The 21,407-nt window shown below is 38.5% G+C and carries 23 protein-coding genes and 2 pseudogenes; 3 read left to right on the top strand and 22 right to left on the bottom strand.

Going from position 1 to position 21,407, the window contains the following annotated elements; translation table 11 throughout:
- Nucleotides 1-30 precede the first annotated feature (30 nt).
- The 3 genes from WDJ61_RS07465 to WDJ61_RS07455 all read right to left on the bottom strand — a co-directional run bounded on the left by WDJ61_RS07465 (nt 31) and on the right by WDJ61_RS07455 (nt 1,709).
- Nucleotides 31-495 carry a CcdC family protein gene (locus WDJ61_RS07465; protein WP_413789086.1) on the bottom strand — a complete coding sequence of 155 codons (465 nt, stop codon included), beginning with the start codon at nt 493-495 and terminating at the stop codon, nt 31-33.
- A gap of 95 nt (nt 496-590) precedes the next feature.
- Nucleotides 591-950 (bottom strand): response regulator, encoded by a 360-nt coding sequence (locus tag WDJ61_RS07460; protein ID WP_338754175.1) that lies wholly within the window; start codon nt 948-950, stop codon nt 591-593.
- Between the two features lie 51 nt (nt 951-1,001).
- Nucleotides 1,002-1,709, bottom strand: coding sequence for a cytochrome c biogenesis protein CcdA (locus WDJ61_RS07455; RefSeq protein WP_338754174.1), 708 nt, complete (start codon nt 1,707-1,709; stop codon nt 1,002-1,004).
- A gap of 218 nt (nt 1,710-1,927) precedes the next feature.
- Between WDJ61_RS07455 and WDJ61_RS07450 the strand changes: the two genes are divergently transcribed.
- Nucleotides 1,928-2,131: an aspartyl-phosphate phosphatase Spo0E family protein gene (locus tag WDJ61_RS07450; protein WP_338754172.1), complete on the top strand. Its 204-nt coding sequence runs from the start codon at nt 1,928-1,930 to the stop codon at nt 2,129-2,131.
- Nucleotides 2,132-2,377: 246 nt separating this feature from the next.
- On the opposite strand, the gene WDJ61_RS07445 is transcribed toward WDJ61_RS07450, so the two are convergent.
- From WDJ61_RS07445 to WDJ61_RS07400, 10 genes and pseudogenes are all read right to left on the bottom strand, one after another.
- Entirely contained in the window at nt 2,378-2,593 is a 216-nt protein-coding gene (locus WDJ61_RS07445; RefSeq protein WP_338754171.1) for a YneF family protein, read from the bottom strand.
- 80 nt (nt 2,594-2,673) lie between these two features.
- The gene (sirA, locus tag WDJ61_RS07440; protein ID WP_338754170.1) at nt 2,674-3,120 is read right to left on the bottom strand and encodes a sporulation inhibitor of replication protein SirA; all 447 of its coding nucleotides are present in this window, start codon (nt 3,118-3,120) and stop codon (nt 2,674-2,676) included.
- A gap of 160 nt (nt 3,121-3,280) precedes the next feature.
- Entirely contained in the window at nt 3,281-5,290 is a 2,010-nt protein-coding gene (gene tkt / locus WDJ61_RS07435) for a transketolase (RefSeq protein WP_338754169.1), read from the bottom strand.
- Nucleotides 5,291-5,560: 270 nt separating this feature from the next.
- Entirely contained in the window at nt 5,561-5,881 is a 321-nt protein-coding gene (locus tag WDJ61_RS07430) for a hypothetical protein (RefSeq protein WP_338754168.1), read from the bottom strand.
- The gene (locus WDJ61_RS07425) at nt 5,853-6,131 is read right to left on the bottom strand and encodes a hypothetical protein (protein WP_338754167.1); all 279 of its coding nucleotides are present in this window, start codon (nt 6,129-6,131) and stop codon (nt 5,853-5,855) included. The genes WDJ61_RS07430 and WDJ61_RS07425 overlap by 29 nt, the downstream gene beginning before the upstream one ends.
- 198 nt (nt 6,132-6,329) lie before the next feature.
- Nucleotides 6,330-6,563, bottom strand: a complete 234-nt coding sequence (locus WDJ61_RS07420; RefSeq protein ID WP_338754166.1) for a DUF896 domain-containing protein — start codon at nt 6,561-6,563, stop codon at nt 6,330-6,332.
- A gap of 71 nt (nt 6,564-6,634) precedes the next feature.
- Entirely contained in the window at nt 6,635-7,291 is a 657-nt protein-coding gene (locus WDJ61_RS07415; protein ID WP_338754164.1) for a recombinase family protein, read from the bottom strand.
- A 159-nt stretch (nt 7,292-7,450) separates the two neighbouring features.
- A complete protein-coding gene (locus WDJ61_RS07410) occupies nt 7,451-8,605 on the bottom strand; it encodes a transposase (RefSeq protein ID WP_338754162.1) in 1,155 nt (384 codons plus the stop codon).
- 79 nt (nt 8,606-8,684) lie between these two features.
- Nucleotides 8,685-8,837, bottom strand: a pseudogene (locus WDJ61_RS07405) (MerR family DNA-binding transcriptional regulator); the annotation flags it as partial.
- Between the two features lie 37 nt (nt 8,838-8,874).
- Entirely contained in the window at nt 8,875-9,216 is a 342-nt protein-coding gene (locus WDJ61_RS07400) for a LysM peptidoglycan-binding domain-containing protein (protein ID WP_338754161.1), read from the bottom strand.
- A gap of 155 nt (nt 9,217-9,371) precedes the next feature.
- Between WDJ61_RS07400 and lexA the strand changes: the two genes are divergently transcribed.
- Nucleotides 9,372-9,989 carry a transcriptional repressor LexA gene (lexA, locus tag WDJ61_RS07395; RefSeq protein WP_338754159.1) on the top strand — a complete coding sequence of 206 codons (618 nt, stop codon included), beginning with the start codon at nt 9,372-9,374 and terminating at the stop codon, nt 9,987-9,989.
- 191 nt (nt 9,990-10,180) lie between these two features.
- Entirely contained in the window at nt 10,181-12,055 is a 1,875-nt protein-coding gene (asnB, locus tag WDJ61_RS07390) for an asparagine synthase (glutamine-hydrolyzing) (RefSeq protein WP_338754158.1), read from the top strand.
- Between the two features lie 46 nt (nt 12,056-12,101).
- Here asnB and glnA read toward each other — a convergent pair whose 3' ends face one another.
- The 9 genes and pseudogenes from glnA to WDJ61_RS07345 form a co-directional block, all read right to left on the bottom strand.
- Entirely contained in the window at nt 12,102-13,436 is a 1,335-nt protein-coding gene (gene glnA, locus WDJ61_RS07385; RefSeq protein ID WP_338754156.1) for a type I glutamate--ammonia ligase, read from the bottom strand.
- A 47-nt stretch (nt 13,437-13,483) separates the two neighbouring features.
- Nucleotides 13,484-13,888 carry a MerR family transcriptional regulator gene (locus tag WDJ61_RS07380; RefSeq protein WP_338754155.1) on the bottom strand — a complete coding sequence of 135 codons (405 nt, stop codon included), beginning with the start codon at nt 13,886-13,888 and terminating at the stop codon, nt 13,484-13,486.
- A gap of 141 nt (nt 13,889-14,029) precedes the next feature.
- Nucleotides 14,030-15,241 carry an aminotransferase class I/II-fold pyridoxal phosphate-dependent enzyme gene (locus WDJ61_RS07375; protein WP_413789085.1) on the bottom strand — a complete coding sequence of 404 codons (1,212 nt, stop codon included), beginning with the start codon at nt 15,239-15,241 and terminating at the stop codon, nt 14,030-14,032.
- Between the two features lie 62 nt (nt 15,242-15,303).
- Nucleotides 15,304-16,584 (bottom strand): annotated as a pseudogene (gene hflX / locus WDJ61_RS07370) (GTPase HflX).
- Nucleotides 16,585-16,783: 199 nt separating this feature from the next.
- Nucleotides 16,784-17,437: a CoA transferase subunit B gene (locus tag WDJ61_RS07365; RefSeq protein ID WP_338754152.1), complete on the bottom strand. Its 654-nt coding sequence runs from the start codon at nt 17,435-17,437 to the stop codon at nt 16,784-16,786.
- A gap of 12 nt (nt 17,438-17,449) precedes the next feature.
- Nucleotides 17,450-18,139: a CoA transferase subunit A gene (locus WDJ61_RS07360; protein WP_338754151.1), complete on the bottom strand. Its 690-nt coding sequence runs from the start codon at nt 18,137-18,139 to the stop codon at nt 17,450-17,452.
- A 19-nt stretch (nt 18,140-18,158) separates the two neighbouring features.
- Nucleotides 18,159-19,682, bottom strand: coding sequence for an acyl-CoA carboxylase subunit beta (locus WDJ61_RS07355; protein ID WP_338754738.1), 1,524 nt, complete (start codon nt 19,680-19,682; stop codon nt 18,159-18,161).
- Between the two features lie 27 nt (nt 19,683-19,709).
- Nucleotides 19,710-20,492 (bottom strand): enoyl-CoA hydratase, encoded by a 783-nt coding sequence (locus WDJ61_RS07350; protein ID WP_338754150.1) that lies wholly within the window; start codon nt 20,490-20,492, stop codon nt 19,710-19,712.
- Nucleotides 20,493-20,497: 5 nt separating this feature from the next.
- Nucleotides 20,498-21,406 (bottom strand): hydroxymethylglutaryl-CoA lyase, encoded by a 909-nt coding sequence (locus WDJ61_RS07345; RefSeq protein WP_338754149.1) that lies wholly within the window; start codon nt 21,404-21,406, stop codon nt 20,498-20,500.
- Between the last annotated feature and the right edge of the window lies 1 nt (nt 21,407).

Here is a 21,407-nt window from a genome sequence, read left to right as displayed (position 1 = left end):
ATATTCATTATTTAACATACATGTTCTGTTCTAATTGACGATTTCTCGGCTTAACTTTTGATATTTTATATACATCGCAATCCGCCAAGGAACAATCATTGAAAACGCGAGAATAAAAAACATACCACTAAGTTCACCAACATCAATAGAGTCACTTAACATCCCTTTACCAATAATTCGAATAATTAGTAGACTAATCAAAATAATAGGAAATGCTTTCGAACGCTTTAAATAAATATCTTTATCTCGGATCTCAAAATTAGATGTTTTAATTAATAAAATAGAAAACAACATACCCACTGTCACCGCTTCTAACAATTCCATTGAGCTAACCCTGAATTCAGGAATAAGAAACATCACTGCCCCTGTGCTCATAAAAACAGGAGGTAAAATAATCTTTTTAATTGACGTTGGTTTCTTCGAAGCTTTCATTCGGACAACAATCACGCCAATTCCCATCAAAATAGCGAAAACAGATGAAGCTATATATAGCATCTTCATCAATCCTTATCTTAAAATGATTTTTTATAAATAGTTAAACATACAAACTCAACCATGTGGCGGAGTCATTCAAGACTATCACAAATGCTTTAACCTAGCAAACGTCGTAATGCTTCACCTACACGTGCTTCATCAAATGGTTTGGTCACAAAATCCTTTGCTCCCGCCTCAATCGCCTCCATCACCATTCTTTGTTGCCCCATAGCTGAACATACAATAATTTTTGCTTCAGGAAATTCGGCTTTTATTTCACTTGTTGCTTCTATTCCGTTCATAACAGGCATTGTGATATCCATCGTCACAACATCTGGTCGAAACTTTCGATACAGTTCAATTGCCTCTTCCCCGTTTTCAGCTTCACCGACTACCTCATGATTCAATTTTATTAACATGTCTGTTAAAGTTGTTCTCATAAACTTTGTATCGTCTACAATCAAAACGCTCGCCACATATGCCCCTCCCCAGTTTTAACCTGTCTTTAACTTAATAACTATGTTCTGTTAGAACCCAGTGAAATTTCCGAAAATTGGACTTAATAACGAAATAATTTTTGTCATCCAGTCAAAAAATAGAACGATCCCCATAACGATCATGACATAGCCGCCAATTTTCACAATCTTCGCACTATGCGTGCGAATCCACTTCATACGGCCAATAAAGAAGGAAAGCACAAAAAAAGGAATCGCAAAACCAAGCGTATAAGCGATCATATACACCAGCCCTGACCCTGGATTTGAGGAAGCAAGGGCAAAGACGGATAGCAATATCGGCCCGGTACAAGGTGTCCATCCTGCGGCAAATGCCAAGCCAATCAACATAGAACCTAAATATCCACTCGGACGACTCTTAAACTCAAGCCGACGATCCGTCATCATAAATTTAGGCTGAAGAATGCCTGTAACGACTAAACCGAAAAAGACAATAAAAATCGCCCCAAGCTGTCTAATTAAGTCCTTATATTGAGCAAGAATATTCCCTATAAATGAACTCGTAAACCCTAGTGCGATAAATATAATAGAGAAACCTAGTAAAAAGAAAAGAGTGTGAAGCATACTCCTTCTTTGCAACATCGCATTATCATTTTTTAATTCATTAACACTCATTCCTGTTATATATGATAAAAATGCCGGATAAAGCGGCAAACAGCAAGGTGAAATAAAACTTAAAAAACCAGCTCCAAATGCTATAAAAATATTGACATCACTCATAAAGACCCCCCTGCCTTTCTTTTGCTATTGTAACAAAGTTTTTAAAGATAAGCGAAAAAATAATTCGTGAACACTTTGTGAACATCTTATGACATACAAGAAACTAAATGCACAATTTGAATTGCCTTGTTTACAAAAATAAAGCATCGATCAAAGCTAATTTTTTTGAAAAAAAGAAAAAAATTGGGTATACTATCATTAGTTTATTAAATAAAATCATGAAAGGAACTACTGATGTGTCTAAAGAACAATTATTAGATACGATTGAAAGAAAAAGATTAGAATTATTCGAAGTGGTAACCATACAGGGATTAAATTCTCCTTTAGCTATTAAATACAGTCAAGAGTTAGATGATTTATTAAATGATTATGATCGCTATTATATTCAACCATTAGTTTATAAACATAAAGTGCTCACCTAATATAAACAGGAAATCCATCAGATCCTGTTTATTTTTATTTTTGAAAAAATGAATCACCATGGCTAACCTGTACCCGCCTATCAAAACTGATCACGCAAAAACCCACTTCCTTCTATTGATCGTCTTCAACAGAAATAAGTGGGTTTAGTTGGTTAGATGAGTTAAAAATCGCTGCAAGGCTTAATGAACAATATTGGATATAAAAATAAATTCCATTCAAGTTCACCTTAAGCCTTTGAACGACTTTTACTTCCCATCCATTTGCTTGTTCATTTGAGCCATCATTTGATTTATTTTCTTTTGCGACGGTTTTTGTCCCATTTGCATCATCATCATGCGTAGCATTTGTTCATTAATTGGTGGATTTTTCTTCAAGTAATCCATCATGTACTTACGAGCAATGAAAAACCCAAGTGCAACTCCAGCTGCTAGAGCTAGAATTCCGACTAGCACATACCACATAAAATACTTCCTCCTTCATGTTGTCTACTAAAAGTTTACTAAACCACAAATCATTATACAATATGAAAGAGAAATTTTCTTTACCTAAACAAGATTTCTTTTTTTATTGGTTCAAGCCAGCCGTAATTTTTCCTTTTAAAATCAACAGCAAACAGGTAAGCCTTCATTTTTTTTAATGAATGAAAAAAAATCGCTTCAGATTCATAACTTCCAGAAGCCTTTAAATATAAGCATTGTTCATCAGCAAACAATTCTGCTCTCCCCTTATTATCTGGGAGTTCAATCCGAAAGAAATGATCATTTTGTATGTTAAACCAACTTCGTGCGGATAAAGCTTCACTAAGCAATTCCCTCACTTGAGAAACAAAAAATCTGTTTGTAATGTATTGAATTTGTTTTTCAATAATTTTTTGCTGTTCACTTTCCCCACAGGAGCTTTCAAAAAATAGTTGAAAAAAGTTTTGTTCTCGTCCATAAAAATAGTGAGCAAATTCTTCAGTGATCCAGTATATTTGATAACTTCTCATCTATTGACCCTCCTGTAAGCCTTTTCATCTTATTATAATTAATAGATAAAACTGAGCTTGTTGAAGCTTGAAGAAAAACACCACTAGTTTTGTCGATTGGACTAATTTATACAAAAAATCATTAAAAAGCCAGCCCCTTATAGGGGCTGGCTGATGAATATTATTCATTTTCTAATAATAATTTAGCTCTCGAAATCACATTGTCTACAGTAAATCCATACTCTTTCATCACTAACTCACCCGGAGCAGAAGCACCAAACTGATCAATGGCAATAACATCGCCTTCATCACCAGTATAGCGCTCCCAACCTAAAGATGCACCCATTTCAATGGCAAGTCGCTTCTTCACGGATTTCGGAAGAACGGAACGCTTATACTCTTCTGTTTGCTGTTCAAATAGCTGCCATGAAGGCATACTAACAACTGATGCATGAATTCCATCTTGGAGTAGAGCCTGTTGAGCTTCAACCGCTAAGCTAACTTCAGAACCTGTTGCAAGAAGAAGAAGATCCGGTGTTTCTTTCTCTGAAGCCGCAATGATATAAGCTCCTTTCGCCACTCCTTCTTCCGCTGTTTGAGCTGTCCCTTGAATAGTTGGCAAGTTTTGACGAGTAAGCACCAATACAGACGGTGTCGCTTTAGAGGTAATAGCTAATTTCCAAGCGGCAGCTGTTTCGTTTCCATCTGCCGGACGCAATACATTCAAGTTAGGAATAGAACGCAAGGACGAAAGCTGTTCAATCGGTTCATGCGTCGGTCCATCTTCTCCTACAGCAATGCTATCATGAGTAAAGACGTAAGTAACAGGGAGACCCATTAAAGCCGCTAAACGGATAGCTGGACGTAAGTAATCAGAGAAAACAAAGAATGTTCCGCCAAATACTTGAAGACCTCCGTGAAGTGCCATCCCATTCATCGCCGCTCCCATCGCAAATTCGCGAACACCGAACCAAATATTACGTCCTTCATAAGATGTCGCGGAAAAATCCTCAGCATTCTTAATCATCGTTTTATTGGAGCCGGCAAGGTCAGCAGAACCGCCAATAAAAGTTGGAAGGTTGTTAGCGATAGCATTAATAATCTCACTAGAAGAAGAACGGCTGGCGATGCTCTTTCCTTCTTCATAAACAGGAATATCCTTTTCCCATCCTTCAGCTAATTCCCCATTAATAGCAAGATCAAGCTGATCACCAAGTTCAGGATATTGCTTTTTATATTGGGCAAATAATTGATTCCACTCATTTTCTTTCATTTGTCCCGGCTGAATGATGCTTTCTTCAAAACGATTATATACTTCATCAGGCACATAAAAATCTTCTTCAAATGTCCATTGGTAAGACTCTTTTGTTAATTTTCGCTCTTCTTCACCTAGTGGAGCACCGTGAACATCAGATTTACCCGATTTATTTGGTGAACCATAACCAATGATTGTTTTTACTTCAATCATTGATGGACGCTCTTCATCTTTTTGTGCCGCTTCAATGGCTTTTGCGATCTCGTCCATATTGTTTCCGTCTTCTACACGTAAGTATTGCCAGCCGTATGACTCAAAACGGTCTTTTACACTTTCTGAGAAGGATTTATCAAGATCGCCATCAAGAGAAATATCATTGGAATCATAAAGTACAACTAAGCGCCCTAATTTCAAATGACCTGCGAGAGATGCCGCTTCAGATGCAACACCTTCCATTAGATCACCGTCTCCACATAATGTGTATGTATGATGATTAATAATCTCGATGTCCTCTTTATTATAAACAGCAGCTAAATGACGTTCAGCCATTGCCATTCCTACAGCCATCGCAATCCCTTGTCCAAGAGGTCCTGTTGTTGCTTCTACTCCATCTGTATGACCGTATTCCGGATGTCCAGGTGTTTTACTTCCCCATTGGCGGAAATTTTTGATTTCTTCCATCGAAAGATCATAACCGGATAAATGAAGCAAGCTGTATAATAACGTCGATCCGTGACCAGCTGATAGTACAAAGCGATCACGATTAAACCACTTTGAATTTTTAGGATTATGATTTAAAAAACGACTCCAAAGAGTATAAGCCATAGGGGCCGCTCCCATCGGTAAGCCCGGGTGACCAGAATTGGCCTTTTCAATCGCATCAATTGAAAGTGTACGAATCGTATTTACTGCTAATTGATCTACTTTATCAAACATCGCAAACATCCTTTCTTGAACGTATAATAGTCATTCTTAATATTATAGGTCTTTGTCCAAATATACAAGAAGTAGCTGACACTCCCACGAATAAATCCGTGGGGTTCTTGAATACGTGAGATTTCTTAACTACTCTCCCATCAACCGATGTTGCTGGTTGGGTACAACATAGAAACATGATCTCGTTTCTGCAAGATTTTTACGAACAAGACGACCATTGCCATCCTTAACGTTCGCATCGGCTCATGCCTAAACCGTTCGTTTTTTAACTTATTTCAATCCCATACTTTTAAATGTGTGGGATTGTTTTTGCCATTTACTCATTGTTCTTTTGTGATTTTCTAAAAACAGATCAAATTCTTTTATACATCGCTCCCTGTCTATTTTTCCTAATTTCTTATCATCAACCATATTCATTAATAGAAAGGCTGAATATAGATCGCGTTGTACTTTCATACCATCAAAATCATTCCATCTCTTAGTCAGAGGCTTTTTCGTGTATGTGTGATCGAAATGATTGTATTGACTAGCTTTCACTTTCGCTGTATTTACTTTTTTAATTCTAAACCATTGATAGAATCTTTCTTTCATAATCAACAACATTTGGAGCTAAAATAGCTAAAATCGTTTCTTTTTTTGAACTAACGGCAACGGTAGATGTTCCAATATCAATACCCACACGCCCCACTCCTACTTGTTGTTTTAATCCATTGGAATGATAAGATGGCGGTGGAACGCCTTCTAGTACAAGTTGAGCATAGTAGACATATCTCCCTTTGATCATTTCACGTTTCATGCGAACATATTTCACTCGATCTTGTAGGGCTAAATGTGCGTACACATCTCAATGACGAATAATAACAGGGATAGATAAATCTTTCCAAATAAGCCTATTTTCTACGGTGTTAAAAAAGCATGGATGGAATACTCTGTCAAACCAAACTGCGTATTCAACTCAGCGAATAAAACGTTGCGTTCCTTTCCTTTTTTCATCTTTTTGATTTTCTTGTATAACTACAAAAAGCTGGAAATCCCAGCTTTAGTGCATTCTTTTTTTGTTTTGGATATCTTTAATTTTCTTAGGTGTCACTTCATTGCCTTCTGGGTCAAAAATCCTAACCGCTTCTACCGTGTTTTTCATAGAACTGCGAAAAGCTTTTAAATATTCTTGTCGCAAATTCACTTGTTCTTGTTTCTCATCATCTGTTAGCCCTTCTGCTTTGGACTTTTTAGATAATTCATTGATTCTAGCGATTTTTTCTGCAGATAACATATTTCTCCCTCTTTTCGTTGCAACTTCGGAGACTATTTTACTAAAGAAATGGCGGTCAAACAAGCAAGACATTACTTACTTGTCTCTTGTTGGTTCTCCATATATTCCTTATATCGCCGATGCACAGTCGCTTTCGAAACATCAAATCCAAATCCTCTTAAAGTGGCTGCGATCTCACCGAAAGTAAGCTGATTATGTCGTAATTGGACAATCTCTTCTATAGGTATTTCTTTGCGGTCTCTTCCTGCCAAATTCCCTCGATTTTTTAAATTTTTTTCCGGTTGATACCCATTTTCTACTGCCCGCTTCATGCCTCGTTTTATTTTTAAATTATGTATCTTTCTTTGGTACTCTTCCACCATACTAACAATATTGATGACCATTGAATCAGATTCAGATAGCTGCAATTCCCCTTCATCCGCAATGGTATATACCTTCGCTCCCTCTTTAAATAGAGAATGCAGAAGAGCAATCTTAGCATTGCCACGACCAATCCTCGTCTCATCTTGAATGAGAATGACTTCAGCCGCCCCCTCTTTTACGATATCTAATAATTGCAATATTCCTTCTCTATCAAGTTCATAGCCACTTGCTTGATCCTTAATAACAGCTTCCACTTCATAACCGTATGTGGCTGCTAATTGTAATAATTCCTCTTCTTGTCGTTCAAGTGACGTTTCTTGTGAGTCTTTTTTTGTGCTGACTCTACAATAAATAATCGCTTTCATCTACAACTACTGCTACTAAAAACATAGACAAAAGTCTATCCTTAGAATTTTCCTGCTTCCTCGTACCCCATTTCGCTAAACTGCTAGCTACTCTGGTGGATGTAGCACTCCACAGGCGTGATTTCGGGGGTAGCCCCACCTATCATACAACCATTCTATTTAAGTTAGAATGATGTATTCTTTTGCTTGTAAAAGGTTGATCGCTGCGTTCAAATCTCGATCCATGACATGACCGCACTTGCATGTATAGACACGATCAGATAGTTTTAAATCTTTTTTGATCTGACCACATCTTGAACAAGTTTTAGAAGACGGGTAAAACCTATTGGCCTCTCTCAGCTCTATCCCGTTTTCTATGCATTTTGCCTTTAACCATGCCTTAAATGTGTAAAAACATTGCTCAGCGATGGCCTTCGACAAATGACGATTCTTCATCATCCCTTTTACATTCAAATCCTCTATCGTGATAAAACAAGGCTTGGTTTTTGCCACTTGACTCACGACAGACTTGACATACTCTAAGCGAATATTCGCCAAACGAGCATGAAGTTTTTGAACTCTAAGAATGTTTTTGTTTATGTTTGCTCTTTTAGTAACAGCTGTGTCACCTCTCTTTTTTAAGTTTTCGTATTTTCGTGACAAAGAGCGCTGTTCACGTGTTAATTTCTTTTCTAGCTTTCTTACTCGTATGGAACGGTTGATGTTTTTATACACTGAACCATTACTGCATACGGCGAAGTCTTTGATGCCTAAATCAATGCCCAATCCTTCATTTTTAACCAAAGGCTGTTTTCCTTGAGGCTCTACTTCACAAAGAACAGACACGTAATACCTTCCTGCTTTTTGTGAAACGGTGCCGCTTTTTACGATTGCCTCTTCAGGGAGGTATCCGAATTCCTTCAAACGCATCCAACCAAGCGTAGGGATTTTCACTCGGTGTCTCTCGATGGTCCAATCGGTTTTGTTGTTCTTTGGAAAATAGCATTTGACATCTTGCTTCTTTTTCTTTTTGAAACGCGGAAATTTCGCTTTCCCTGCGAAAAAGTTTCTAAAGGCTTTATCCGCATTCATAATCGCTTGCTCAACAGCTTTACTAGATACTTCCTTAATCCATTGATCTTTTTCTAGCGTATAAACATTATTCAGCCATTTGGAAAAGTCGAACCCAGTCATAAACGAGCCGTCTTTTTCGTACACTTCTTTGTTCTTCGATAGATAAAGATTGTACACATATCGACAAACACCTATGGTTTGGTGTATGTTCGTTTTCTGCTTAGTTGTTGGATTAATCTCTATCAAATAGGATTTTTTCACAAGTTTTTATCCTCCAACATGCTTTTCTTATATTTTTGCAATCCGTATATTCTACAGCTAAAAACATGAATATAGGAATGCCCATGTATTCTCGATACTGAAATTCAGTATAGTATCGCCTTCTTTTTAGGTTTCGGTAAGCCTTCAACACATCTTCGTTATCCCATCTTTGTAGTGTTTTGACAGAAACATTAAGCATTTCTGCAAATTTTTTAGGATTATACTGTTCCATGTGCATATTTAACTATAATTATACACTTTTACCTATATTATCGATTACTGTTTAAGAACTCCTTTTTAAAAGCTAACTGATTGTCAGAATAGGAGGAATGAGCCGAACTCACCGGAATCACCAAGACATCACCAGGTTGAATCATCGCTGTATTCAGTTCGTTTTCAGTCTGAACCCAAATGATAAAATCCTCTTGCTTCATGCCGTTTATATTATGATACTTTTCGGCAATCGTCCATAATGAATCTCCCTCTTGTACAACAACCTCTAAATACTTATCACTTTCTTCGCTTAAACTAAAAATTAACACTATACCTGCAACTATCGTAACAACAATGAATAATAATACAATAGAATTGTTTTTTATTACAGTTTGCATTTAACCAGCTCCTAAAACGAATATTTGTTCGCATCTCTGTTATCATTCTATTAAGAACGTTTGTTTGTGTCAAGTCTATTTTCGAACTTATGTTTGTACCTGATTTTCAAACATGATATAATACAGGAAAGAGTCGAATTGAAGAGGTGCGAATTATGACGAAAATTTCGAAAAGGCAACAGGATATACTAGATTTCATTAGACAAGAAGTTAAGACTAAAGGGTACCCTCCTTCCGTTAGAGAGATTGGAGAAGCAGTTGGTCTTGCCTCGAGTTCAACTGTACACGGGCACCTTGCACGCCTTGAAAGTAAAGGATACATTCGTAGAGACCCTACAAAGCCAAGGGCAATTGAAGTTCTTGAAATCGACGAAGCTGTCCCGAAACAAAACGTGATCAATGTACCATTAATAGGGAAAGTAACAGCCGGACTCCCTATTACAGCGATCGAAAATGTTGAAGAGTACTTTCCGCTTCCAGAAAGACTGGCAGCAGGGGATGAACACGTATTTATGCTAGAAATCATGGGAGACAGCATGATAGAAGCAGGTATATTAAATGGTGACTATGTGGTTGTTCGCCAACAGCAAACAGCCAAAAATGGCGATATCGTTGTTGCTATGACCGAGGAAGATGAAGCGACTGTTAAGCGTTTCTTTAAAGAAGAAGATTACATTCGATTACAACCAGAAAACTCTTCAATGGCACCGATCATTTTAAAGACAGTAACAATTCTCGGAAAAGTAATTGGCGTGTTCCGCCAAGTCCATTAGAAGCTCAAGGCTTTCTCATAAGGGATGAACCTCCCTATGAGAAAGCCTTTTTTCTTTCCATGAGAATCCAAATAAATTGATGCATATCATTTCCAGTTTAAAGGAAATTATGTTACTCTAAGTAACGAATCGATGTATTCCAATGACTCCAGTTAAATGCTTTAATAATTAATAATGGAAAGGTGAAAAATATGTGTGGTTTTATAGGCTGTACCTACGATGAAATAAATGCTGTCAATAGATTATCAGATCAACAGTTTAAAAGTATGAATGATATTATTTATCATAGAGGGCCAGATGAAGAAGGTTATTACCAAGACGATTATATTCAATTTGGCTTTAGAAGGCTAAGCATTATTGATATCGAGAGCGGTACTCAACCGTTGGCTTTTGAAGATGAAAATTATTGGATTATTTTTAATGGTGAGATTTATAATTACGTAGAACTAAGAGAAGAATTAGAACAAGAAGGTGTAACGTTTAACACTTCTTCAGATACAGAAACAATTATCGCCTTATATAGTCGCATAAAAGAAAAAACTGTAGATAAACTACGTGGAATGTTTGCCTTCGTTATTTGGGATAAGAAGCGAAAAGAGCTTTTCGGTGCAAGAGACCCTTTTGGCATCAAGCCCTTTTTCTATAAACAAGATGACGACCGAACATATTTTGCTTCTGAAAAGAAAAGTATTTTGCAGGCGGTGTCTACTACCGGATTGAATGATAATGCCTTACAAAATTATTTAACTTACCAGTATGTACCTGAACCACAAACAATGAATACAGATATATATAAATTAGAGCCTGGTCATTACTTCACCAAAAAGATCGGAGAAAAAATGCAAATTCGCCCTTATTGGAAAGCTTCTTTTTCTCCCGTCCTTCGCTCTGAAACAGATTATGTGAAAATGGTCCAAGATGTGCTCTTCGATTCTGTTAAGGTACATATGCGAAGTGATGTACCAGTCGGCTCTTTTCTATCAGGGGGAATCGATTCTTCAATTATTGCTGCGATCGCAAAAACATATCACCCTAACATTAAGACTTTCTCTGTTGGTTTTGAGCGTGATGGTTTTAGCGAAGTCGATGTGGCAAAAGAAACGGCTGAAAAATTAGGACTCGAAAATATTAACTATATTATTTCACCTGAAGAATATATGAAGGAACTTCCTAAAATCATTTGGTATATGGGAGACCCACTTGCCGATCCAGCTTGTGTGCCACTATATTTCGTAGCTAGAGAAGCGAGAAAACATGTCACTGTTGTATTGTCTGGTGAAGGCGCCGATGAATTATTTGGTGGTTACAATATTTATCGCGAACCTCAATCGTTAAAGTTCTTTAATTATGTACCTTCTATGTTTAAAGTGCTCCTTAAGAAATTATCACAGATGATGCCTGAAGGAATGAAAGGAAAGAGCTTTATTGAACGCGGAGTGACCCCGATGGAAGAACGCTATATCGGGAATGCAAAAATGTTCGAGGAACAAGAGAAGAAAATTTTATTGCCAAACTATCAATCTGGGATGGACTACACAAACATCACAAAGCAATTTTATAATGAAACCACTGGCTATGATGATGTAGATCGCATGCAATATATCGATATTCATACTTGGATGCGCGGCGATATTTTATTAAAAGCTGACCGAATGACGATGGCACATTCATTGGAACTGAGAGTACCTTTTCTAGATAAGCGTGTATTTGAAGTGGCTTCTCAAATCCCTACTCAATTAAAAACAGCTAACGGCACGACTAAATATATTTTACGTAAAGCAGCGGAAGGGATTGTACCAGACCACGTGTTAAATAGAAAGAAATTAGGATTCCCTGTTCCTATTAGACATTGGTTAAAAGATGAAATGTATGATTGGGCTGTTCAGATTATTAAAACGAGTGGAACCGGTCACCTTCTCAATAAACAATATATTCTACAGCTACTAGATGACCATTGCCAAGGCAAAGGAGATTACAGCCGCAAAATATGGACGGTTCTTATCTTCATGATTTGGCATGCTGTGTTCGTTGAAAAATCATATGACCGCCAGTTGGTTGGTGCATAATAAAAATGCCCTTAAAGCTATTTTCAGCTTTAAGGGCATTTTTGAATTAATACATTTGAATATATTGTTCACGCTCCCAAGGATGAACTTGTGTACGGAACATATCCCACTCAATTTCTTTCGCTTCAATAAAGTGTTCTAAAATATGTCCACCAAGAGCCGCTTGAATCACTTCATCCTTCTTCAGAAGTTGTAGAGCTTCTGCAAGTGTTGACGGTAAATCATCTACTCCCGCTTGCTCACGCTCTTCTTGATTCATCGCATAAATATTGCGATCAACCGCTGGAGGAGGTGTCATTTGATTTTTAATGCCGTCTAGACCAGCTTGTAAAAGAACAGCCATCGCTAAATATGGATTAGCAGCTGGATCTACACTGCGTACTTCAACACGCGTGCTCATACCACGAGAAGCTGGAATACGAATAAGCGGGCTACGGTTTTGTCCAGACCAAGCTACATAACAAGGTGCTTCGTATCCTGGTACTAGACGCTTATAAGAATTAACAGTTGGATTTGTAATCGCTGTAAATCCTTTTGCATGCTTGATTGTACCTGCAATAAATTGGTAAGCTGTTTCACTTAACTGCATCTCGCTATTTTCATCAAAAAAGGCATTTTTTCCTTCTTTAAATAAAGACATATTGCAGTGCATACCTGAACCACTAACTCCGAATAAAGGTTTTGGCATAAAGGTCGCATGTAATCCATGCTTACGAGCAATAGTCTTAACGACTAATTTAAACGTTTGAATATGATCACATGCTGTAACGGCATCTGCATATTTGAAGTCAATTTCATGCTGACCAGGAGCTACTTCATGGTGAGAAGCTTCAATTTCAAATCCCATTTCTTCTAATTCTAACACAATATCTCGACGGCAGTTTTCACCAAGGTCCGTTGGAGCCAAGTCAAAATAACCGCCGTTATCATTTAATTCAAGAGTCGGTTCTCCATTCTCATCTAGTTTAAACAAGAAAAATTCCGGTTCTGGCCCTAGATTGAAATTGGAAAATCCTAGTTCTTCCATCTCTGTTAAAATTCTTTTTAAATTATTTCGAGGATCTCCTTCAAACGGAGTTCCGTCAGGCTTATAAATATCACAAATGAGGCGAGCAACTTTTCCTTTTTCCGCTGTCCAAGGAAAGACTACCCATGTATCAAGGTCCGGATAAAGGTTCATATCAGATTCTTCAATTCGTACGAATCCTTCAATGGAAGATCCATCAAACATCATTTTATTATCCAGAGCTTTTTCTAACTGACTCACAGGGATTTCCACGTTTTTGATTGTTCCTAAGATGTCTGTGAACTGCAAACGAATAAATTTAACATTTTCTTCTTTTGCCAAGTTCATAATGTCTTCACGAGTATACTTTCCCATAAAAAATAATTCCTCCTCATTTTTAAAAACAAGTTTATGTCAAAAGATTAATGAAAAAAGCGGTTCCTTTCACTATAAGGATGCCCATTTCGATGAAAACGCCCCGCACTAATTAACTCTTTGCGCAACAATTTTCTTAGCTCCTCATCAGTGAAATTTCTTTTTTGCTCTTCCCCTTGTTCTTTTGAATCCTGATGTGGTTCAAAATGTTTTTCATCTAGCAGAATTTTCTTTATTCCTGCCATATTGATCCCTTGGTCAATTAAATCTTTAATTTCTAATAAGCGATCAATATCGTACAAAGAAAAGAGACGACGATTCCCATCTGTTCGTTCTGGTTGAATCAATTGATGTTCTTCATAATAGCGAATTTGCCTAGCGGACAAATCAGTCAACTTCATAACTGTGCCCATTGGAAAAAGTGGCATCGAACGTCTAATATGACTACTCATTTTGATCCCCCTTTCTCTTTCTGTTGAAAATTATATATCATGTCATAAAGGTTGTCAAACTGATGTTAGGTTTTCTTACATGAAGTTTTTTCAAAAAAAGCTAACCTCATAAAACTCCCTTGAGATTAGCCTTATCGTCTATTATATTAAATTCTTTTCCATTAAATAATCAATTGCGCTGCATACGGCAATTTTCACATGTGAATATGTTAATCCCCCTTGAACGTATGCAGCATATGGAGGTCGCAATGGACCATCAGCAGATAATTCAATGCTGGCTCCTTGCACAAAGGCACCTGCTGCCATGATCACATCGTCTTCATACCCTGGCATATAGCTCGGATACGGAGTGACATGAGAATTCACGGGTGAAGCGAATTGAATCGCTTGGCAAAAAGAAACCATTTTATCTCGATCGTTAAATTGAACCGCTTGAATTAAGTCCGTTCTTTTTTCATTCCATTTCGGCATCGTCGTCATTCCAAGCTTTTCAAGAATAGCCGCAGTAAACACCGCCCCTTTTAAACTTTCTGCAACCACATGAGGCGCTAAAAAGAAGCCCTGATACATTTCCTGTAAGCTATAAAGACTGGCCCCTGCTTCCGCTCCAATTCCAGGAGATGTCATTCGATAAGAGCAGCTTTCTACGACTTCTTTTTTCCCAGCGATATAGCCGCCTGTTTTTGCTAACCCACCACCAGGATTTTTAATTAAAGAACCGGCAATTAAATCTGCTCCTACATGACAAGGTTCACGATCCTCTGTAAATTCACCATAACAGTTATCGACAAATACAATGATTTCAGAATTAATTTCCTTCACAAAACGAATCATCTCTTCTATCTCTTTAATGGTAAAAGAAGGACGAACAGCATAGCCTTTTGAGCGCTGGATGCCGATCATTTTTGTGTTTGGCTGAATAGCTGCTTTAATCGCTGAATAATCAGGATAACCATTATCTAATAGTGGTACACTTTTGTAGCTAATACCAAACTCTTTTAATGAACCATTTCCGTTGCCACGAATCCCAACAATTTCTTCAAGCGTGTCATACGGATTTCCCGTAATATATAGTAGTTCATCCCCCGGTCGTAACACACCAAAAAGAGCAATCGAAATCGCATGAGTCCCTGAAATAATTTGCGGTCTAACAAGGGCACTTTCCCCACCTAATACTTCGGCATATATTTTTTCAAGCGTGTCCCTGCCTATATCATCATAACCATAACCTGTAGAAGGTGTGAAATGAAAATCACTGACTTGGTGATTTTGAAAGCTTCGCAACACACGAAACTGATTGCTTTCCGCTTGATGCTCAATCGTACGATGAACATCACTAATTTGACGTTCCATTTCTTCTACCATTGGTTGTATTTGCTGTCCATGTTTTAATAAATCAAACATAATAATCCCCCTTAATCCTGTGATGTATATTGACTGATCTCTCCAAAGATAGGATGATCAACAAACGAATAGCCTTTTACTATATATTTCTGATCCTCTTCCTCAAAATTTATCTCTTCTAGCACGGTTTCCGTTTTTAGCTGAGCGAGAAGCTTCCCTTCATAAGATGGGATCCGAGCATAATAAACACTCATTTGCTGTTTGACCACTTCTTCTATTTGCTTTTTCAGCTTCTCTTGATCGTCAACACTTAAAGCACTGATCAGCAAATGCTTCGCGTACGAAGAGGGAACAAACTCCGGATGAACCATATCCTTTTTGTTATACACCGTTAATTCCGGCAAATGATCCATGTCAAGCTGCTTCAACAAATCTCTTACCGTTTTTTGATGTTGTGTATAATCAGGGTTGGAGCTATCTACTACGTGAAGAAGCAAATCCGCTTCTCTTACTTCCTCTAAAGTTGAGCGAAACGAGGCCACTAAAGTTGTTGGTAAATCTTGAATAAAACCTACCGTATCCGTCAAGATCACTTGATACCCACTCGGTAAAATAAATTTTCTTGTCATCGGATCAAGCGTGGCAAATAATTGATTTTCTTCTAAAGAAGCGGCCGCAGTTAATCGATTAAATAACGTGGATTTACCAGCGTTGGTGTATCCTACTAAAGCAATTTGAAAAGTTTTATTTTTCTTACGGCGGCCTCGATACCGTTCGCGATGTTCAACGATGATCGTTAGCTGTCGTTTAATTTCATCAATCCGTCTTCGAATGTGCCGACGATCTGTTTCTAACTTTGTTTCACCAGGACCCCTTGTTCCGATTCCTCCTCCTAAGCGTGAAAGAGCAATTCCTTGGCCAACGAGCCTCGGAAGTAAATATTGAAGTTGAGCAAGTTCCACTTGTAACTTGCCTTCTTTTGAACGTGCCCGTCTCGCAAAAATATCAAGAATTAATTGTGTCCGATCGATGACTCGAGCATCTAATTGTGCAGATAAATTCCGAATTTGGCTAGGAGATAATTCGTCATTAAAAATAATTAAGTCTGGCTCAAGTTATTCCTCTAACTGATGCAGTTCCTCTACTTTTCCTTTTCCGATATATGTACTGGGGTGAATACGTTCTCTTTTTTGTGTCAAAGTGGCCACCGGCTCCCCTTGAGCTGTTTTTGTGAGCGACTTTAATTCATCCATGGAATAAAAAAAATGAATATCGTTGCTATTGTTTAATTGACAGCCGACAAGGATTACTTTTTCTTGTTCATTTTTTTTCAATGATTTTCCTACTTTCATCAAATGTTCTACCCTTCATCTTAACAAAAATGCCATCAAAAAACTATGAAGAGAACAAAGAAAAGCCTTTTGATAAGTATCAATAGAAGCTTCCCAAAAGAGCAATTAATCATTAAAAAGGTGCCGCTTATGGAACGGCACCTTTTTGATCTTCTACTATGGATGCTAAACTTCTTTTAGTGAATAAAAGAGCTTGTTTTTAATAAGCGTCTAATATAACATCATCTGCAACCGATATCTCTGCTTCTGTGCAGTTTAAAATATCCTCCACTGAGTAGCCGCTAGCCACTTCAATCAACTTCAAATGCGATCCTTCGACATCCATGACCGCACGATCAGTAATAATTCGTTGTACCACTCCTTTTCCAGTAAGCGGAAGTGTGCATTCTTTTAAGATTTTAGATTCTCCATGCTTATTGACATGGTCCATAATAACAATAATTTTTCTAGCGCCATGAACAAGATCCATCGCACCGCCCATTCCTTTGACCATTTTCCCTGGAATCATCCAATTAGCAAGGTCTCCAGTTTGAGAGACTTCCATTCCACCAAGAATGGCCACATCAATATGTCCTCCGCGAATCATAGCAAAAGATTCCGCACTATCAAAAAATGAAGCACTCGGTATCGTCGTTACTGTTTCTTTTCCAGCATTAATTAAATCTGGATCCACCTGTCCTTCTTCAGGATAAGGGCCGATACCAAGTAGACCATTTTCTGATTGCAAAACAACTTGTTTATTATCAGAGATAAAGTTAGCGACAAGAGTTGGTATCCCAATTCCTAAATTCACGTAGTTCCCATCTTCAATTTCTTTTTCTGCACGTCTTGCAATTTTTTCTCTACTGTTCATTTTTGCCCCTCCTCACTTACGAACCGTTCTTTTTTCAATTCGTTTTTCTTGCTTTTCTTGAATAAGCGCTTGTACATAAACTCCAGGAGTATGAATAGATTCAGGGTCTAGAACGCCTGTCTCAACAATTTCTTCCACTTCAGCAATCGTCACTTTACCAGCTGCAGCGATCATCGGATTAAAGTTACGAGCCGTTTTATTATAAATAAGGTTCCCCATGCGATCAGCTTTATAAGCTCTGACTAGACTAACATCAGCAGTTAAAGCCTCTTCTAGTAAATATTCTTTTCCGTTAAACTCACGAACTTCTTTCCCTTCAGCAATCGGTGTCCCAACACCAGCCGGAGTGAAAAATGCCGGAATCCCTGCTCCACCCGCACGAATTTTTTCTGCCAAAGTCCCTTGAGGGGTTAATACTACTTCAATTTCACCAGCCAGCATTTGCCGTTCAAATTCTTTATTTTCCCCCACGTATGAGCCAATGATTTTTTTAATTTGCTTGTTTCTTAAAAGTAATCCAAGCCCCCAATCATCGACACCACAGTTATTTGAAATCACTGTTAAGTCCTTTACTCCTGAATGAGCAAGAGCTTGAAGTAAGCGTTCAGGAATACCACATAATCCAAAACCACCGACCATTAACGTCATACCATCTTTAATTTCGGAAACGGCTTCATTTACATCTGTATAAATCTTCTTCACTCCCTGTACCTCCTTTTTCTTATACTGGGTTTACCCCATGCTTGCGATCTGTAAAGTTTAAATATTTCGACATATACGCTTCTAATCTCACAGATAACTCATCTCGAAGTTTATTCGGCTCTACAATGTCATCGATGATTAGTTCTGATGCCAGATGATAAATATCAATATCTTTTCGGTATTCTTCTCGTTTTTCGTTGATAAAGGCAGCACGTTCTTCTTCTGGAAGAGCAGCAATCTTATTCGCATACACCGCATTAACGGCTGCTTCTGGCCCCATTACCGCGATTTGTGCTGTCGGCAAGGCAATACAGCAATCTGGCTCAAATGCTGGACCCGCCATTGCATAAAGTCCGGCACCGTATGCTTTTCTAACAACGACCGTCATTTTAGGCACCGTTGCTTCACTCATCGCAAAAATCATTTTTGCTCCATGACGAATAATCCCCGCTTTTTCCACATTCGTACCGATCATAAATCCAGGGACATCGGCAAGGAATAATAATGGAATATGAAAAGCGTCACATAAACTAATAAATTTAGCTGCTTTATCCGCTGAATCATGGAATAGTACGCCACCTTTTACCCGCGGCTGATTGGCAATGATTCCGACAGGCTGACCATTGATTCGCCCTAATCCTGTAATAAGCTCTGACGCAAATAATTTCTTAATTTCACAAAAACTATCTTCATCAATTAACCGATCGATCAGTTGATACATATCAAAAGGCGCATTTTGATTCTTTGGAATCAGCTCTTCAATCGTCTTTTCAAAAGTAGCTGGAGCTTTCGGTGAAGCCGAAACAGGCTTTTGAGTATAATTTTCTGGGAAATAAGCTAAATATTTGCGAGCATATTCAATGGCTTCTTCTTCTGTTTTGGCTAATACATCTCCGCAACCTGAAACGGAACAATGCATTTTTGCACCGCCCATTTGTTCAAGTGTTACTTTTTCCCCGATCACCATTTCGGCCATTCGCGGGGAGCCTAAATACATGGATGCATTTCCTTCAACCATGACGACAATATCACAAAAAGCAGGAATATAAGCGCCTCCCGCTGCCGATGGACCAAACAATAAACAAACTTGAGGAACTTTTCCAGACATTTTCACTTGATTATAAAAGATCCGGCCAGCCCCTCTTCTTCCTGGGAACATTTCAATTTGATCGGTAATACGTGCACCTGCTGAATCGACAAGATACAGCATCGGGCAACGAAGTTTTTCGGCTGTTTCTTGAATGCGAATGATCTTTTCAACCGTGCGTTTACCCCATGATCCTGCTTTCACTGTCGAGTCATTGGCCATCACGCAAACGGTGCGACCATTGATCTTGCCAATGCCCGTTACTACTCCATCTGCTGGTAAGTCGCCAGCCATCACGTTGGCAAACATTCCATCTTCTACTTGAAGATCATCATCGAACAATAGACGAAGTCGTTCACGAACAAATAACTTGCCTTGTTCTTTATTTTTCTCATGATATTTCTCTAATCCGCCTTTTAAGACGGATTCTTTTCTTTCCTCATAAGGTGTCTTCATTTCTGTTTCATTCATTACTGCTTCTCCTCACTTTCCTTGGTATACTGGTGGACGCTTTTCAGCAAAAGCTCGCAGTCCTTCCAATCGATCCTCCGTAGGTATTAACGAGTTATAAGCAAGCTTTTCTATTTCAAGTCCAGTAGCAAGGCCGACTTGCATGCCGTTATTGATAGCCGTTTTCGCTTGGATTAAAGCGAGCGGTGCATTTTTGACCATTTGTTTCGCTAAGTTTAAAGACCATTCCATAACATCTGCTGGTTGTACAGAATATTCCGCAAGTCCAATTTGCTCTGCTTGATCGGCTGTTAGACGTTTAGCCGTAAAAATAAGTTCCTTCGCTCTCCCAAGACCGATTAACCTTGGCAATCTTTGGGTACCACCGGCGCCAGGAATAATGGCTAGCGACGTTTCAGTTAACCCTAGTTTCGCTTCCTTTGAAACCACTCGTACATCACAAGCTAATGCCAATTCCAAGCCTCCGCCAAAAGCGACGCCATTAACAGCAGCGATGACAGGCTGTGGCAAAGCTTCTACGTCATTAACTGTAGCCCCAATAAGAGCAACTGTTTGTTTCACTTGCGCATCCGACATTCCTTTTCGTTCTTTTAAGTCGGCGCCAGCACAAAACGCCTTTTCTCCCGCTCCTGTCAAGATGACCACGCGGACCTCACGATCATGCTTAATATTATACAAAGTATCATGTAAATCGTATAAAAGCTGCTTGGACAAGGCATTAGCTGCATCCGGTCGATTTAAAGTGACAATCGCTATTCCGTCGTCTCTTTTTTCAAATCCAATCGTTTTATCCAAATGGCTCACCTCTCTTCCACTTTTCTAGAAATATCCATTTGTTTGCTATGAAGTGGCTTGACTAAGATGCTCTCTAAAAGTTCCCCAGCCTGCAACAATCTTTCCATGTCTACTCCTGTTTCAATGTTCATTTCATTGAGCATATATAACAGGTCTTCTGTTGCTACATTTCCAGAAGCACCTCGAGCATATGGACAACCACCAAGCCCACCTAGTGCACTATCAAGCGTTGTAATCCCCATCTCTAATGATTTAAGAACATTGGCTAAGGCTGTTCCGCGCGTATCATGAAAATGCATCGCCAATTTGTCCACTTTAAAAACGGGCAACATGCTCTCTAGCAATCTCTCAATTTGAGTCGGCACTCCCACTCCAATTGTGTCACCTAAAGATAATTCATCGATTCCCATTGAAAACAGTCGATCAGCTACTTTGACTACTTGTTCTGGACTCACCGGGCCTTTATAAGGACAAGCAATGACTGTCGATAAATAGCCACGAACTGTTTTTCCTGCTGCTTTTGCTTCATTGACTACTTCCTCTAATACTGGGAACGTTTCTTCTATTGTTTTATTAATATTATTTTTATTATGCGACTCACTTGCTGACATAAATACACTTACTTCATCTACTTCAGCTTGCAGTGCTCCTTCTAGTCCTTTCATATTAGGAACAAGCGCCGCATATGTAACACCTGGTTTTCTCTTGATAGAAGATAATACCTCAGAGGCATCAGCTAACTGCGGAATCCATTTCGGATGAACGAAAGAAGTTACTTCTATATAAGAAAGCCCGCTCTCTGACAATTGATTAATCCACGCAACTTTATTTTCTGTGCTCATGTGATGAGGTTCATTTTGAAGCCCATCACGCGGCCCAACCTCTTTAATCGTTACTTTGTTCGGCAGTTTCAAA

This window comes from Bacillus sp. FJAT-52991 (assembly GCF_037201805.1).
Classification (GTDB): domain Bacteria; phylum Bacillota; class Bacilli; order Bacillales; family Domibacillaceae; genus Bacillus_CE; species Bacillus_CE kandeliae.
Note: the sequence above shows the minus strand (reverse complement) of the source record. Positions and strands in the feature narration are given on the sequence as shown.